A 16528-nucleotide genomic window follows, 5' to 3' on the forward strand; every position below is an offset into this window, starting at 1 on the left:
CAGGAGAAACCCAGCGACTCGATCAGCCGTTCAGTAAAGTCATCGTCTGAGCCGCGTATCGATCGCCGGCCACCGCCCCTTCGGTTGCAAAAATGTCGTCCAGATGAGCCGACTCATCGGCGCTCAACGTCACCCCGGCGGCCGCCACATTGCTCTCCAGATATTTTCGCTGCTTGGTTCCCGGGATGGGGATGACGTGATCGCCTTGAGCCAAGACCCACGCCAGGGCCAGTTGTGCAGCGCTGATGTGCTTGTTCACCGCCAACGCCTTGACCCGCTCCACCAACGCCAGGTTGCGATTGAAATTGTCGGCCTGGAAGCGCGGGCTGAAGCGGCGATAGTCATCGGCGTCGAAGTCGTCGGGGCTCTTCAGTTCGCCCGTCAGAAAGCCGCGGCCCAGGGGGCTGTAGGCGACAAAGGCAATGCCCAGGCGCCGACAGGTATCGAGCACGCCATTGTGTTCAGGCTCACGGGACCATAGCGAGTATTCGCTTTGAACCGCCGCCAGTGGATGAACCGCATGGGCCCGTTGGATGGTCTCGGCGCTGGCTTCCGAGAGGCCAATGTGGCGGACCTTGCCGGCCTTGACCAATTCGGCCATGGCCCCGATGGTCTCTTCGACCGGCACCTGAGGGTCGATGCGGTGCTGGTAGTAGAGGTCGAGGTAGTCGGTGTTGAGTCGCTTGAGACTGCCTTCGACAGATTGCCGGACGTAGTCAGGGCGCCCATTGACGCCGCGGGCATGGGGATCACTGCTGCGCACGAGGCCGAACTTGGTGGCCAGGTAAATGCGTTCACGCTTGCCGTGCAGGGCGCGTCCGAGCAGTTCTTCGTTGGTGTGCGGCCCATACATGTCGGCGGTATCGAACAGGGTTACGCCCAATTCCACGGCGCGGTGGAGCGTGGCAATAGCCTCTTGCTCATTGACGCCCGTGGTGTAGAAGTCCGACATGCCCATGCAGCCCAGGCCGATGATCGAAACATGTGGGCCGCGATGGCCGAGTTGGCGGGTGATCATGCTGATTGCTCTAGGAAGTAAATGACCTGTTCAGTCTCCAATAAGCTATTTTCTGGATAAACCCGAGATTTTTGGTTTAACTATTCGTAATATCTAAACAGTGAGCCGGGCCATGGACCGATTACAGGCAATGCAGGTGTTCAGGCGCATCGTCGAACTGGGCGGTTTTGGCAAGGCGGCCGATGACCTTGGCCTGCCCCGGGCGACCGTCAGTCTGCTGATTCAGCAATTGGAAACCCACCTGGGCGTACAGCTATTGCAGCGCACCACACGGCAGGTGCGCGCGACGCTCGATGGCGAAGCCTACTATCAGCGCTGTGGCCAATTGCTGGACGATCTCGATGACCTCGAAGGCTCGCTGTCGGTCCAACGCAGTCAGCCCCGCGGCACCTTGCGGGTGGACATGCCCATCACCTTTGGTTGCACCTGGATCCTGCCGCACCTGGCGGATTTCTATCGACGCTACCCTGGCCTGCAATTGGACCTCGGCTTTCACGACCGGCAAGTCCATCTGCAACGTGAGGGCGTGGATTGTGCGATACGGGCCGGCAACATCGTCGATCAGGCCTTGGTGGCACGGCCCATTGTGCGGCTACGGCAACTGACCTGCGCCAGCCCAGACTACCTGGCCCGCTCAGGTACGCCCCAGCGGTTGGAAGATTTGCCGGCCCATCGCGCAATCAACTTTGCCTCGGGCAATGGACGATTTTTCCCATTCGAGTTCGAAGTGGCGGGGCAGGTGCGCGAGTTGCAATTGCCGGGCGAGGTGACCGTCAACAACGCTGACGCCTACGTGACGGCTTGTGAGGCGGGATTTGGCTTGATTCAAGTACCGCGTTACCACGTCCAGCGACAGTTGGACGAGGGACGGCTGGTGCAAGTGCTGGGCGAATATGGTGTGCCGTTGTGGCCGATTTCAGCGGTGTATCCGCCGCATCGACAGCTGTCGCCACGGGTGAGGGTCTTTATCGACTGGGTGATTGAGTTGTTGCACGGGGCGGCGGATGCCCAGGAGGCGTTGATGGTCAGGACGTAGGCTGGCGGGTAATACCGAGGTTATCGTCGACCCTTTCCGGGCCTGCCGACTGCATCGCGAGGGTGCATAGTCGGCCGGCATGAGGAAAGAGGGCTGTTGTCGCTCAAGGCCAATCGACGGTGACTGCTTGTGGATCCCCTTGGTGCATCTGGCTCAATTCCGCATCCGCCTTGGCTTGCGTCGGGTGGCAGAACTCGAAGGCGTTCTGAGTTTTCCCTGACGGTCCTTTGGCCTCGGCCATACAAACGACCGCGCCCGGTGAACAAAGCCCAGGCTTGAAGTTGAAATTGCCCCAGACATTGGGCTGCTCTTGCTTCACTTTGGCGATGTAGCTCATCAGCGAGGCTTGCATCCCTGCATCCGCCACGCCCGGGATCAGTTTGACCGGGCTGGTGGTGGCGCCGTATGTGTGTTGAGTGGCCAGAAGTGCGTGGCAATACAACCCTCCAGCGGGAACGGCAGACTGTGATACCACGGGGATCGGAGTCCCTCCCGCGCTGACGACCACAGGAACGATTCTAAACGCGCTGGCACGCCACACCTTTAAATTCACCTTGGCGCCGATTTCCGCTTTTGCAACCGCGAGCCTGAAATCGATTGAATCGGCGATAGGTTGATTATCGACCGCCACGACGACGTCCTCAGACAGCATTCCGGCTTGCTGGGCACCGCCACCAGGAACAATCGCCAGGACCACCACGCCAGCCGGGGGAAGCGACAAGGCCATCGCCCGTTGTGGATCAACGGTATCAATGCTCATGCCGACTTTGCCGCGAGGCAAGTTGGACGCCTGGCAGCCCTTCTCAAGCCATACCTGGCTGGCAGCTTCTTTTCGTGCACTTGCGACCTGTTTCATGAGCGGCTCAGCGCTCGCCTGGTACATAGGCACCTCGCTGAGGGCCGTCTCAATGTAACCGCATGACTTGGAGCGATAGCGGTCAGGCGTCTCCCGGGTCACCAGCTTTTGCAAATTGACGGGTGGCTGGGCTTGTGGCGCTGCCATGGCTACGGGCGCGGGAGAGACGGTGGGAGAGCCCGTATCGGCCAACGATGAGGCGACGTAGGCCGTGGCTGCCACGCCAATGGCGGCGGTCATTACGCTGCTGTCTACGCCCGCGGGCATGGGCAGGAGCATGGCGCCTACGACTGCCGCCTCGCCCAGGCCACCATCAGACGCACAGCCAGCCAGGCCGGTGAGAGACATTGCAATGGCAAACCGTGTCGTTATTTTAAAGGTGTTCGCAAACATTGCTGTTCCCTGATGGAGTGCTCAAGTCGATTTTTCAGCATAATGGCATATCGCCTTTGTCTTCTATATAGAGCATCTTATGGTCGGCCAGGCGCTATGCTTCCTAGGCGCGGCGTAAGCGAGGTCTAATCGCTCGCTGCTGCTGGGCAGATTCCACCGTCCAAGCGCATAAGCTGGGCGTTGGCAGATCGGTGGCCAAACAATCGTTGGGTCCGATTTCCCTTAAAGCGCCACCCGTATCAGGATGACCATGTCGACAAAACGCATTGCAATATCGCTTGCCCTCGTCCCTCTGTTGGCGTCTTGCGTCAATCCCATGTACAGCGCAGCGGAGCGAGCCGAAACTGCGGAGTACCTGCGAAAAGCAAGAGACCCTGCCACTTACTTCGCAATGGACTGCGAAACCTTTCTGGCGACCAAGCGCGGGTATGACCAATATCCCAGCATGGCCAACGATCCCACCACACTGGTTATCCAGCAGGTCGCCACCCAGCGTGACTGCTCCGCCGGCAGTTCGCCGGCGCCAAGCACGGCATTGGTTTCCCCCAGTGCTGTGACTCCAGTGGCAACGCCTGCACCCGTGGCGGCTTCGCAGGGACGCTTGGGCTTGCACATCACCGCCGTGACACCGACGGTGGCTAAGCAGTTCGGCTTGCCCACTGTAAGCGGCGTGCTGGTCTTGGGTCCGGTGCCGGGAGGTGGTGCTGAAAAAGCAGGGATGTTGGCGGGAGATATCGTTCTGGAAGTCGCGGGGACTGCGGTCAATAGCCCGGCCGAGCTGACGGCCGTAGCCAGCCGTATTCAACCAGGGTTCACCGCTCCGCTACGGGTGTGGCGTTACCGCGCGCCCCTGGATGTACTGGTGGAAGTAGGCGGCTCATCGGACGCGACACCTTCGGTCGCGCCTCAGCTTCCGGCAAGCGTCGCGAAGCTGCCGAGCCAACCCCTGGCCACGCCACCGTCAACGCCGACCGGCAATCATGCGCCAAACAGTTCTTTCTGTTTTGCACTGTTCGATGCCAGGCAGGCTCAAGGGTTGAGTGATTACCCACCCAGGGGAGTTATCACCCAGATCTGGCAAGGCGCAGGACTGAGCAGTACACCTGCTCGCCTCATCATGCCGCAGTTCCAGGCATTTACGCGATCCCAAGGCTATGACGTGGCCATGCAGCCGATGTTCTGCCAGCCAATCGGGGCGAGCGAGCAATGCCAAGCCCTGGGTATCGAAAGTTTCATGCTGACCATGCGCAGCTATTCCGCGACGGTTAACTGCACCGAAACCCAGCAGGGGGCGCAAGCCACTCGCGCCGTGATGCTCAAGCAATTCCCCTATCTACAAAGCACGACGTGGCGCCCTTGAGCAATTTCCCATCGTGAAGGTGCGCCAGCAGTCAGGCCTTGACCCAGCGTTGCCGGCTCCAGCTGCTCAGCGTGTCGACGGCCAGAACCAGCACCAGCATCGCCAGAATCACTGTACTGCCTTGCGCTTCCTGGAACAGGCTGAGGCTGACGTAGAGCATTTGCCCCAAGCCCCCGGCGCCGACGAAGCCGAGCACGCTGGCCATGCGGATGTTGTTTTCCCAGCGGTACAGGACATAGGCCAGTAGCTGGGGCAGCAGATTCGGCAGGGTGCCGTAGCAGAACGCCAACACCGCATTGCCGCCCTGCAACCGGATGGCTTCGGCGGGTTGCGGCGGGGTGTTTTCCAGCGCTTCGGCGAACAACCGGCCGAGCACCCCCGTGGTGTGCAGGGCCAACGCCAGGGTGCCGGCATTGGGACCGAGCCCGGCGGCCAGGACCATCAGCGCGGCCCAGACCAGTTCCGGAACCGCGCGCAAGGCATTGAGCACAAGGCGCGCGGCGCTCTGGAAAGGCCAGCCATAGCGCCCGGCGGCGGGCAAGGCCAATAGCAGGCCCAATACCGCGGCGAGCAGCGTGCCGATGGCCGACATGGCCAGGGTTTCCAGGGCACCGTGGCCGATTGCTCGCAGGTGACCTGGGCTCAGGTCCGGGCTGAGGAAGCGCTGGGCATAAGCCCCCATCCGAGTCAGGTTGCCACTGTCACCGAGTTCGCCGAGGTCAATGCCCAGGTAGATGAACGAGGCGACGACCGCTGCGCCGATGCACAGGACGATGATCGCGTTGATCAGCCGATTCATGCCAGCCTCCAGCGCAGCAGACGGCTGAGTTGATCGGCGAGCAGCACCAGGACGAGGAAGGTCAGTAACAAACTGGCCACTTCGCCGCCGGCGAACATGCGCAACGACAGATCCATCTGCTGGCCCAGGCCACCGGCGCCGACGAAGCCCATCACCACCGAGGCGCGGATGGCGCATTCCCAGCGGTACACCGTGTAGGACAACAACTCCGCCGCGACATTGGGCAGGATCCCGTAGCAGAAGGCGGCGAGTCGGCCGCTGCCGGCCTGCAACAGCGCGTGGGCTGGACGCTGGTCGACCGACTCGTAGATTTCCGCGTAGACCTTGCCCAACATGCCGCTGTAGGTAATGGCAATGGCCAGTACCCCAGCCGTCGGGCCGAGGCCGACGGCGCGCACGAAAAGCAAGGCCCAGACGATCTCCGGCACGCTGCGCAGGAAGATCAACAGGGCGCGTACGGGCCAACGCAGCAGGTGCCCCCAATGGCCAGGACGGCCGGCACGGGAGGCCGCCGACAGCGACAGGGCACGGCTGGCCAGCAAGCTGGCAGGAACGGCCAACATCAACGCCAGGGCCATCCCCGCCGTGGCGATGGCCAGGGTCTGCAAGGTGGCTTGCAACAACAGCTCGATGAATTCCTCGCCATGGGCCGGAGGCCAGAAGGCGGATACAAACCGGCCCATCTCGCTCTGGCTATCACTGGCCAGCAGGACGCTGAGGTCCAACTCGCTGAAGTGAATGCCCGGCCACAGCAGGACAAGCGCCAGCAGGCTGAGCAGCAGGCGAGGGCCGGTCGCAGGGTCGCGGGTATCGTGTTTCAGCATCGTGGAATCTGCACACTCAAGGTAGGCACTGGTGCTGGCGAAGATTGCAGCTGCTCATTGGCGTAGAGCCTGTCGAGCAGCTCGCGGTCGACCGCATCGGCCGGCAAATCGAACAGGATCTGTCCATCGCGCAGGCCAATGATCCGCGAAAAATGTGCCAGGGCCAGCTCCACCGCATGCAGGCTGGCGACCAGGGTGACGTTGTGCTCCCGGGCATGGCGACAGAGCACCGACAGCGTGTGCTCGGCCAATACCGGATCCATGGCCGATACCGGTTCATCGGCCAGCAGCACCTCGGGCGCTTGATACAACACGCGGGCGATGCCAACGCGTTGCAGCTGTCCGCCGGAGAGTTGCTGGCATTGCGCGAACAGCTTGTCACCCAGGTCCAGCCGGGACAATGCCGCGCGCGCGCCCGGAATGTCCAGCGGGTGCAACAGATTCAGCAGACCCTTGCCCATGCTCCACTGACCCAGCTTGCCGGCCAGAACCGCAGTGACCACGCGCTGGCGCGGCGGCAGGGGAGGCGATTGATGGATCAGGCCGATGCGGGCGCGCAGACGCTGGCGCTGGCGGGCGGACAATTGCCAGGCTCGCTCGCCGAGCACCTGCACTTCGCCGTCACCCGGACGCAGGGCGACGCCCAGCACGTTGAGCAGGCTCGACTTGCCCGCGCCGGACGGGCCGATGATGGCGACCTGTTCGTTGGCGGTAATGTGCAGCTCCACGCCACGCAGTGCCTGGACACCGTTGGCGTGGGACAGGCTGACCTGGGTCAGGTGCAATGTCATTTGAGCAGTTCGGCGGCGCGTGCGGCTTCCTCGATGCCCTTGTAGTTTTCAGGCTTGGTTTCGATGAAGCGGCTGGCGGCTTGCAGGTCGAGGATTTCCTTGTCCTTCGGGTTCGCCGGATCGAGGGCCAGGAACGCGGCCTTTATCTTCGCGGCCAGTGCTGGGTCGAGGGTTCCACGCACCGTCCAGTTGTAGTCGAAGTAAGCCGGGGTGGTGGCAAACACCTTGACCTTGGTGGTGTCGACCTTGCCGGCGGCGACCAGTTTTTCCCAGACACTGGCGTTGAGAACCCCGGCATCGACCTTGCCGGCCTGGACCCAGGCAACGGTGGCATCATGGGCGCCCGAATAGCCGACGCGGCTGAAATAGGTTTCCGGCTTGATGCCGTCCTGGAGCATGAAATAGCGCGGCATCAAGCTGCCTGACGTCGAAGACACCGAGCCGAAAGCAAAGGTCTTGCCCTTGAGGTCGGCGAGGGATTTCACGGCAGGATCGGCGGTTATGAATTTGCTGGTGAACTGAGCATCCTGTTCACGTTGTACCAACGGAATGGCATTGCCGGTTTTCAGGCGTGCCTGTACGAACGTGAAGCCGCCCAGCCAGGCCATGTCGATCCGGTCGGTGGCCAGCGCCTCGACCACGGCCGGATAGTCGCTCACGGGCACGAACTCGACTTTCATACCGGTTTGCTGCTCCAGATACGCGCCAAGCGGCTTGAACTTGCGCAGCAGTTCGGTCGGGGCTTCATCGGGAATCGCGCTGACTTTCAGCGTGTCGGCGGCCTGCGTCAGCAGGGTGCAAAAAGACAGGGTCAAGCCGACGGCCAGTGTCAGGGAACGCTTGAGCATGGAAGATCTCCGGTACATTAACGCAAGAATGTTTAAGCGCCAGGCGGGGTGGATGGCATGGCGCTTTGTGAGGGTAGACGAATGGGAGCCCTATCGACCGTTTTTGGTCGACCCGATGAATCTCTGTTGATCGCACCGCCGGGATCCTACAAGCCCAGGCTTATGATGCAAGCAGTTCTTGCTATGCCACGGTCAACGAGCAGGATGCCGGATGGGTGCAACGGCTGGTGGACAGAGCGCAAGTGAGCGTCGGATCCCCTAGTTATCCAGAAAAACCGTGAGTATGTCTGTGGATAACCGCGCCGCGACCAGGCGGTTGGAGCGTTTCAACAGACGATCAAAAAATAAACAGGTAGATTGAAATTCAAGTAGGGAGGATTGCCCGGTAAGCCGTCGACCATTGACTACGCAACTGCGCCGGACTGACCCCAAGGCGTTGCTTGAAGACCGTTGCCATGTGCGCCTGGGAATTGAAGCCGCAAATGTGGGCGATCTCCACCAGTCTGGCTGTTGAATCACGCATCAAGGCTCGGGCCTTGGCCAGGCGTCGGTCGATCAGGTAGCTGTGGGGGCTTTTGCCCGTCGCGTGCTTGAAGGCGCGCATGAAATAGCCTTCGGACAAACCGAGCAATCCCGCCATCGCCGGCACGCTCAGCGGGCCGTCGAGACCCGCGTCAATGAACTCATCGAGCAGGCGCAGCCGGTTGCCAGTGATAGAGCCTGGGGGCGGGTTCGACAACGCCTGGTGATCCAGCGTCCGTTCAGCCAGTCCGAGTGCCCAGGCTTCCCAATCGTCCTCTATCGATGCCTGCAACAACGCGCCGCGAATGCGCTGTGCAAGGGTAATGGCTTGCTGATCGATACGGTTGTTGAATGCCCGATTCCCTACCAACGCAAGACCGTCCGTACGCATGACCCGCAGGTATTCACCGCCGCTGGGTGATTCGGAGAATACGTCACACTCAGCCGGGACGAAGGCCAGGCCATTGGGCATGGCCTCGAAGGGCTGCACCCGGTCGCTGCCAATGGCATGCACGCCGCGTTGGCTGTCGAAGGCAAAGCCGATCGCCGCTTGGGTCGCGACATATCGCGCCGCATAAGCGCAGCCGGGTAACAATTCGATCGCCCATGGGCCGGCCTCGATTCGACGGACCGGTTCCGGTGGGGGCGAGGGCGGCAGGCGATTTCGATGGCTCATGCAGCCCATAGTAGAGAAGAGTGGGCACAAAAGTCAGGTCAGTTTTCTGAAAGCCGTCGTATGGCGTCCGTCTCTAGACTGGGCAAAACCTGGAGGTCACCCATGCACAGACTGACGCTCGACGCGATTGAACACGCTGCCCACGCTGTCTACCAAGTCATGCCGGCAACCGCCCAATACGCTTGGCCCTTGCTGGCTGAGCGGCTGGGTTGCACGGTGTGGGTCAAGCACGAAAACCACACCCCTACCGGTGCTTTCAAGGTGCGTGGCGGCATCACCTTCATGCACTGGCTCAAACACGCTCACCCAGACGTGAAAGGCGTGGTCACCGCCACCCGTGGCAACCATGGGCAGAGCCTGGCGCTGTCGGCGAACGCGCTGGGTTTGAAGGCGTTGATCGTGGTGCCAGAAGGCAATTCGGTAGAAAAGAACAATGCCATGCGCGCCTTTGGTGGCGAGGTGGTTGAGTGCGGCCGCGATTTCGACGAGGCCCGCGAAGAGGCTGCCCGCCTGGCGCAAGTGCATGGCCTCTACCTGGTGCCGCCGTTTCACATCGAGCTGGTCAAAGGCGTGGCCACTTATGCGCTTGAACTGTTCAAGGCTGCGCCGGACCTGGATACCGTCTACGTGCCGATTGGCTGTGGATCGGGGATTTGTGGGGTGATTGCCGCCCGTGATGCCTTGGGCCTGAAAACCCGGGTGGTGGGGGTGGTTTCCACTGAGGCTTTGGCGGCAAAGTTATCGTTTGAAACGGGAGAACTCTGCGAAACCGCTTCGGCCAACACCTTTGCTGACGGCCTTGCCGTGCGTAAGCCGATCCCCGAGGCCTTCGCCATCTACGCGGCGGCGGCGACACGGATCGTGTCGGTCAGCGACCAGGAAATTGCCGAGGCCATGCGCGTCTACTACACCGACACCCATAACCTCGCCGAAGGGGCCGGTGCGGCCGCGTTGGCCGCGCTCATGCAGGAGCGTGAAACGATGGCGGGAAGGCGGGTGGCTGTGATTCTGTCCGGCGGGAATGTAGACAGGCCGGTGTATGCCAAAGTGATTGAGTGAGTGAGGGCCGCGCAGGCTAACGCCGATCAGCTAATCGACACAGAACCTCGTGGCGAGGGGATAAATCCCCTCGCCACGACAGGCGCAGTTTGTAGTCTATAGTTTTTACCAGAGCCGGAATCCTTGCGTGGGGGGCGATCGGGAACGACAGACTCCTCGTGCCGTCACTGCGTCGGATACCCGCAAGCCGTCAGTCATGAACAATGCAGGGAGCACACCATGGCGATCCAACGGTCGAACATATTGAGGTCGGCCCCCGGTATCGCCAGTTCCGAGCCTGCCATTTCCGGTCCCCCGAAAAAAATGTTTCGGCGCGGCTTCGACCAAGCCAAAGAAGCCTACATTCTGTTCCCGCTGCTGGCCGTTCTCCTGTTGCTGGCCCTGTGGGCGGGTACCCTTTACCTGATCAAGGTCGAACAGGTTCGCGCGCAGCGGGGCATCGCCGAGGCGAGCCTGGAAATCGGCGCCACCTACGAAGCGCAGATCCTGCGGGCCGTGCGTGAAATCGATCAGACCCTCAAACTCGTCAAATACACCTACGAGTCCGAGGGGGAGCAGGATCCGCTGCCCAAACTCAAGGCTCGCGCGCTATTGCCATCATCCTATCTGTTTGACGTCAGCGTGGTCGATGCTGACGGCCTGGTCGTTGCGAGTACGCAGGCGAGTGAAGCCGGCAGCAGGATCGCCCAGGGTGAGCCGCAAACGCTGTGGCGTGACAATGCACTGTCGATCAGCCGCCCCTGGAAAAGCCCGGCAACGGGGGAGTGGAAGCTGCGGTTCAGCCGGCGTCTGAATACGGGGACTGGCGGGTTCGCCGGGATCGCGATGGTCGAGGTCGATGCGGCCTATTTCGTCAGCAGTTACGACGCCTCAAAACTCGGCAATCACGGCCTGCTCGGCTTGTTGGGCGTCGACGGTGTTTTCCGGGCACGGCGCACCGGGGAAACCATACTGGCCGGTGACCAGGTCGATTACGCGGCGGTGGTGCCGGACACTGAAAACACCGAGGCCGTCCGCTCGATCACTGGATGGGATGGCGTGCGCCGCTATACCAGTGCTCGTCAACTCTATGATTATCCGCTGGCGGTGATTGTCGGACTGTCCGAGGAAGAACAACTGGCCGCCGTGACGCGACAGGCACGCGCCTACCTGTGGCGGGCGGCGGGCGCTAGCCTGTTGCTGGTGTTGTTCGTCAGTCTGCTGAGCCGGATGAGTTGGCAACTGGTGCAAAGCCGCTTGCGCGCCGCCGAAGCCAAAATCGCTTATGCCGAAAGCGTCGAGTATCTGGCCTATCACGACGGCCTTACGTCGCTGCCCAACCGCAGTCTGTTCAGCAAGATGTTGAGCCAGAGCATCAGCGAGGCAAGCCGTTATCGTCGGCAACTGGCGGTGCTTTTCCTCGACCTCGACCGTTTCAAGCAAATCAACGACACGCTTGGACACGATGCCGGCGACCAACTGCTGCAGGAAGTCTCGTTGCGACTCAAGGCTTGTCTGCGCGCCAGCGATACGGTGGCCCGATTGGGCGGCGACGAATTCGTGATATTGCTGCCGGAGCTGTCCGAGGACAAATACGTGGCGACCACCGCCCAGAAGATCCTGGGCGCCATTGCCCGGCCGTTCAACCTCCAGGGCCAGGAGTTTCGTGTGACCGTCAGTGTCGGCATCAGTGTCTTTCCACAGGATGGCCTGGACGAGCAGACACTCAAGAAAAACGCCGATATCGCGATGTACCAGGCCAAGCAGCAAGGCAAGAACAACTTTCAGTTCTACTCCGAGAAACTCAACGCGGACTCATTGGAACGGATGACGCTTGAGCTGAGCTTGCGCCACGCGCTGGAGCGCCATGAGTTCCAGCTGCACTACCAGGCCAAGCGAGATATACGCAGCGGCCAGATCACTGGGATGGAAGCGCTCTTGCGCTGGAATCATCCCGACCTGGGTATCGTCGCGCCGATGCAGTTTATCCCGGTGGCGGAGGAGACCGGTCTGATCGTGCCGATTGGCAAATGGGTGCTCAAGACCGCCTGCCAGCAAAACGTTGCCTGGCAACAGCAAGGACTGCCACATTTGGGGATCGCCGTGAACCTCACGGCCCGGCAGTTTGCCGATGAGCGTTTACTCGCCGACCTGGCCGAGATACTGGCTGAAACCGGTATGGAGGCGAGTCTGCTGGAGCTCGAAATCGCCGAAAGCCTGCTCATGCAGGATGTCAAAAGAGCTTTGAGTGTGTTGACCGGACTCAAGCGCCTGAAAATCCGGATTGCCATTGATGATTTCGGTATCGGTTATTCTTCGCTCTCTGCTCTCAAGCAGTTTCCACTCGACGCCATCAAGATCGATCGCTCATTTATCTGTGATGTCAGCAGTGTGTCGGAAGACAAAGCCTTGACCGAGGCCATTATCGCGATGGGCAGGACCCTGAGCCTGACCGTGGTTGCCCAAGGCGTGGAAACCAAGGAACAGGCCGACTTCCTGCGCGACAATGCCTGCGATGAGTTCCAGGGGTTTTACTTCAACAAGCCGGTACCGGCCGATCAGTTCAAGGTGTTGCTACAAGCCCAGGCGGCCAGTCCGAGTGTCGATACCTGAGGGCCCAACGGGCTGATGAGCATCATTGCGGATCGATGGGCAGCGCCCTGACGCTGCTGTCCACATCACGTGCGTCGATATAGCCAATGGTGTCGGGATTCTCTGCGATCCGTTTCTTGACTTCGGCGCTGCTGGAAACAGCCTGGGGAGGCTGGCCCCTGCCGGTAAAGATGATTTTTGACCAGTGCGCCTTGAGCTGGGATGCGGACTTGCCCGTGAACGTTGAGTAGAACTCATCGCGGGTCGGCGAATCTTCAGTCTGGTCAATTGGAATGGCTTGTGTGCCGCTGGGAAAACGACTGGTTTTGCCCTGGAAAATATCCGCCACCTGATTGCGCGCGAGCGTTTTCAATGGACTGGAAGTGGCGACCACGACCACTACATCGGCCATGACGGGGCTGCTGCCTGCGTACAGGACTGTCCCTAGCACCGCATACCCAATGCGTTTGAAGAACCGCATGATCGGCTCCATCAGAAGACAAAATCGACAGAAAGGCTGAGCAAATTGAAGTTGCCGCCGGGCTCGTAGCCTGGCTGATGATTCACTAAAGGTCCGGTTGTCCGGGGGCCTAGGCGGGTGTGGTCATACTGGATTTTGGCGTCCATATTTGATGTGAAGTCCCAGCGCATGCCGACCGACAGGGTTTGCTGGCGACTGTTCGCGGCCATGAGCGAGTTGAGCGCGGCGTTTAGCCCTGTTGCCGCACCCGCCAAGTCTGGCGGTAAAGCCGATGTGCTCAAACCCGGGGTAGAGGTTTCGGTGTCCGTTCTTGATCGCGCGTAAGTCACATAGGGCGTGAATTCATCAATCCTGTATCCACCGCTGAGGTACCAGGCGCTGACCGTACCTATTACTGCATCGCTGTTGAAGTGCCCCCATTCGCCCATGACGAACCATTTGCCTGGGTCATAGATCGCCCCCACGCCCACGAACTTCATGCGCTTGTCCTTGGTATCGTACCGGTCCGCGATGCGGTTGCCTTCCTCGCCGAATTCCCTGAAACCATCGAAGAGAGGGTTGAAAGACTCCACGGTCAGGTGGGTCTCCAGGTAGGTGATGCGGGTGGTCAAGGCCCCATATTCGGTCAGATTGGAAACGCCCCACGAGCCCTTGGCCAGGATCTCGCCCATGTCATTGGGCATGTGGGGATTGCTGCGACCATAGTTGCCCTGCACCGTATTGATGAGATCACCAAAGTGCAGCCTATAACTGAGGTCTATGCCGTCGGTGTTCGTGACCGGTATCAGGCTATATACCTCGCCTGGTGGCCTGACCCACGGCAGGGTGTAGCCCACTTTTCGACTATCGGAGAACAGGAACGCCGGCTGCACCGTACGGCCGACACGCATGCTGAAATCCGGTGTGAACTGATACTTGATGTTGGCCCATTCGATGGAGGGCTCGTAGCTGTTGTCATATTGCTGCTCGGAAATGACCTGCACCACGGCCGAAAGCTGCGGTGAGAAATTGGCGGTCAGCTGAGCACCCACCAGGCTATCGACATCGGCGCTCCAATTGCGGGTATGCCCTGTACCGTTGGGCTTGAAGATACTGGAGGTGTAATCGGCTTTATTGTCGCTCGAGTGAACGATCCCTACTGTGCCAAAACTGCTCAGCGAAAATATCGACTTTTCTGAATCCTCGGCACTGACGGGGCAGACATACAACGTCGCTACTGCCAGGGCCAGGGTATTAAGTCTTGCCACCATAGGATCACCGCGACCTCATCGGAAAATAAAGCACCTGTCGTTCAGAGACGACTCCACCAGCGGAAGCTGTTCGGCGTTGCTGGATGCGAGGAGCTGGCATTACGAAAACTTGGCCTGATCAGAAGCGTTGATCGCCAGTTTGAGCGTAAAGGTCGCCCCTTTTCCTGGCCCCTCGCTATGGGCCTCCAGCGAGCCTCCCATCTCCATGGCTGCCAGCACACAGCTGTGCAACCCGAAACCATGGCCATCTTTGCGTGTGGTGAATCCGTGGGCAAAAATCCGCGTCAGGTTCTCTGGCGCAATGCCTTCGCCATTGTCGATGACCTGGATAGCCAAGGTGGTGCCTTGCTGGACCTCACTGTGAAGGGTGATCTGCGGGCTTGGCTCTGGCCGGTCATCCATCGCGCTGCTGGCATTTTTTATCAGGTTCACCAGGATCAGCAGCACGCGGTGCTTGTCCAGCTGCAGCAAGGGCGTGTCTGCAAAGTCACGCACCACTGTTATCTGGCGCGCGGCGAGTATCCCGGCGTTCATGCGCAAAGCATCCTCGATCAGTGCCTTTATTTGCACGGTCTCGGCGATGCTGGATGCGCCCGCATAGGATTGCTGGGCAGAGACGATTTCCTTGATGTGATCAACGCTTTTGGTCAGTTGCCCGAGTTCGTCGGTCATGCTCTGTTGCTCTAGCGCAAGGGCTTCCACCAGTTGATTCAAGTAGCCAGGCAAAAGCTTGCCTTTCTCATCGTGGGAGATGAAGTCACCGAGATCGTCGGCATGCTGGTTCATCAGCTGCACCGCCTTGCCAAGCCCGAGGGCCTTGCTGGTGCGCAGCTTGCGGGTGACCAGGTCTGCGGAAATATTCACGCTGTTAAGCACATTGCCCACGTTATGCAGGACGTTGGTGGCGATTTCGGCCATGCCCGCCTGACGGGCTGCAGCGGCCAGTTGGGTCTGGACTTCGGCCGCGCGCAAACGGCTTTGCGCCAATTGCCAGCTCATTCGGGCGAGCAGACTCACTAACAACACCAGCAATAGGCTGCCCCCCGCAGCGCGCCAGAGATAGGTGTGGGCCTGGCGGGTCACCGCGGCCAGTTGCTCTTCCTTGGACAACCCGACGATCACCGCCAGCGGAAAATCGTAGAGTTGGCGGGCGCTGGTATAGCGCTGCACACCGTCCCATCCGTTGACCGAGAGAACGGCTTCAGTATTTTCGGTGTCCGGCACCACTGCGGTGTAATCCACCGTATCGCCCGCCGATACTGCTTCCCCGGTACGGTGTACCCGGAAAATGCCATCGGTGCCGAGTAGCCCGAGGGCACCCTGGTCACCCAGTTTCGAGGCGTCATAACTGCTGACGAAATAGGCTGCGTCGACTTCGACCCTGGCAATTCCGGAAAACGCGCCATCTGCCGCGTTGAGTCGGCGGCTAAAGCGTAATCGCCATTCTCCGGTGGCAGGGCTTTTCCACGGGCGGCTGATCGACAGCGAGTCGTTTTGCCGCAGCGCCTGCTGCTCATCGGGGTCAGCGATATTTTCCCTGTCTTGGGTCCGTGTGCTCGCCACGAGCCCTCCGTCCGGATTGACCACGCTGACGTCAAACACCAAGGCCGGTGGCAACAAAGCCCGCTCTTGGAGTTTGCGCAGCGGATTGGGCTCACCCTCAGCCTCAAAGGTGTATTTGACGAGCTTGAGGGTTTGATCGATTTCGTGAATGGCGCGCAACATCTGCGCTTCGTACGTGGCGCCCATTTCCAGGCTTGCCGTCGCGGCGCTCTGCTGCGCGCGCAGCTGTTCGACCTTGATCAGGTACAGGGTGGCCGTCCAGACCGCCAACAACAGGAGCACGGCCAGCAGCGGGAACAGAATGTAGGCTTCTTTGGCTTGGTCGAAGCTGCGCCGAAACAGGCTGGTCCTGGGGCTTGAACCGGACTCTGCGGAATGGGTAATGCCAGAGGCCAACCTCAGTAAATAGGGCCGCTGGATCGGCATAGTGTGCTCCCTGCATGGTCACTATTGAAGGCTCTTGGGTATGCGATACGGTTAC

14 protein-coding genes are annotated in these 16528 nt (G+C 60.5%); 4 read left to right on the forward strand and 10 right to left on the reverse strand.

Annotated elements, in window-relative coordinates; genetic code table 11:
* Positions 1-22 precede the first annotated feature (22 nt).
* Positions 23-1018, reverse strand: coding sequence for an aldo/keto reductase (locus QNH97_RS11475; protein ID WP_283556912.1), 996 nt, complete (start codon positions 1016-1018; stop codon positions 23-25).
* A 112-nt stretch (positions 1019-1130) separates the two neighbouring features.
* Between QNH97_RS11475 and QNH97_RS11480 the strand changes: the two genes are divergently transcribed.
* A complete protein-coding gene (locus QNH97_RS11480) occupies positions 1131-2054 on the forward strand; it encodes a LysR family transcriptional regulator (protein ID WP_283556913.1) in 924 nt (307 codons plus the stop codon).
* A 103-nt stretch (positions 2055-2157) separates the two neighbouring features.
* On the opposite strand, the gene QNH97_RS11485 is transcribed toward QNH97_RS11480, so the two are convergent.
* On the reverse strand, positions 2158-3303 hold the full coding sequence (locus QNH97_RS11485; protein ID WP_283556914.1) for a PDZ domain-containing protein: 1146 nt from the start codon (positions 3301-3303) through the stop codon (positions 2158-2160).
* A 445-nt stretch (positions 3304-3748) separates the two neighbouring features.
* Here QNH97_RS11485 and QNH97_RS11490 point away from each other — a divergent pair, with 445 nt between their 5' ends.
* The gene (locus QNH97_RS11490; protein ID WP_283556915.1) at positions 3749-4663 is read left to right on the forward strand and encodes a S1C family serine protease; all 915 of its coding nucleotides are present in this window, start codon (positions 3749-3751) and stop codon (positions 4661-4663) included.
* Positions 4664-4694: 31 nt separating this feature from the next.
* Here the strand turns inward: QNH97_RS11490 and phnE are convergent, their stop codons facing one another.
* The 5 genes from phnE to QNH97_RS11515 all read right to left on the reverse strand — a co-directional run bounded on the left by phnE (position 4695) and on the right by QNH97_RS11515 (position 9123).
* Entirely contained in the window at positions 4695-5462 is a 768-nt protein-coding gene (gene phnE / locus QNH97_RS11495) for a phosphonate ABC transporter, permease protein PhnE (RefSeq protein ID WP_283556916.1), read from the reverse strand.
* Entirely contained in the window at positions 5459-6286 is an 828-nt protein-coding gene (locus tag QNH97_RS11500) for a PhnE/PtxC family ABC transporter permease (RefSeq protein ID WP_283556917.1), read from the reverse strand. The genes phnE and QNH97_RS11500 overlap by 4 nt, the downstream gene beginning before the upstream one ends.
* Positions 6280-7077 (reverse strand): phosphonate ABC transporter ATP-binding protein, encoded by a 798-nt coding sequence (locus tag QNH97_RS11505; RefSeq protein ID WP_283556918.1) that lies wholly within the window; start codon positions 7075-7077, stop codon positions 6280-6282. The genes QNH97_RS11500 and QNH97_RS11505 overlap by 7 nt, the downstream gene beginning before the upstream one ends.
* Positions 7074-7925 carry a putative selenate ABC transporter substrate-binding protein gene (locus tag QNH97_RS11510; protein ID WP_283556919.1) on the reverse strand — a complete coding sequence of 284 codons (852 nt, stop codon included), beginning with the start codon at positions 7923-7925 and terminating at the stop codon, positions 7074-7076. The genes QNH97_RS11505 and QNH97_RS11510 overlap by 4 nt, the downstream gene beginning before the upstream one ends.
* 364 nt (positions 7926-8289) lie before the next feature.
* Positions 8290-9123, reverse strand: a complete 834-nt coding sequence (locus tag QNH97_RS11515; RefSeq protein WP_502944520.1) for a helix-turn-helix transcriptional regulator — start codon at positions 9121-9123, stop codon at positions 8290-8292.
* Positions 9124-9225: 102 nt separating this feature from the next.
* Between QNH97_RS11515 and QNH97_RS11520 the strand changes: the two genes are divergently transcribed.
* Complete coding sequence (locus tag QNH97_RS11520; protein WP_283556920.1) at positions 9226-10182, forward strand: threonine dehydratase; 957 nt, start codon at positions 9226-9228, stop codon at positions 10180-10182.
* Between the two features lie 219 nt (positions 10183-10401).
* The gene (locus QNH97_RS11525) at positions 10402-12774 is read left to right on the forward strand and encodes a putative bifunctional diguanylate cyclase/phosphodiesterase (protein ID WP_283556921.1); all 2373 of its coding nucleotides are present in this window, start codon (positions 10402-10404) and stop codon (positions 12772-12774) included.
* A gap of 22 nt (positions 12775-12796) precedes the next feature.
* Here QNH97_RS11525 and QNH97_RS11530 read toward each other — a convergent pair whose 3' ends face one another.
* The 3 genes from QNH97_RS11530 to QNH97_RS11540 form a co-directional block, all read right to left on the reverse strand.
* Positions 12797-13234, reverse strand: a complete 438-nt coding sequence (locus QNH97_RS11530) for a type 2 periplasmic-binding domain-containing protein (protein WP_283556922.1) — start codon at positions 13232-13234, stop codon at positions 12797-12799.
* A gap of 11 nt (positions 13235-13245) precedes the next feature.
* The gene (locus QNH97_RS11535) at positions 13246-14484 is read right to left on the reverse strand and encodes a hypothetical protein (protein ID WP_283556923.1); all 1239 of its coding nucleotides are present in this window, start codon (positions 14482-14484) and stop codon (positions 13246-13248) included.
* A 99-nt stretch (positions 14485-14583) separates the two neighbouring features.
* On the reverse strand, positions 14584-16473 hold the full coding sequence (locus tag QNH97_RS11540; protein ID WP_283556924.1) for an ATP-binding protein: 1890 nt from the start codon (positions 16471-16473) through the stop codon (positions 14584-14586).
* Positions 16474-16528 lie beyond the last annotated feature (55 nt).

This window comes from Pseudomonas sp. G2-4 (genome assembly GCF_030064125.1).
Lineage (GTDB): Bacteria > Pseudomonadota > Gammaproteobacteria > Pseudomonadales > Pseudomonadaceae > Aquipseudomonas.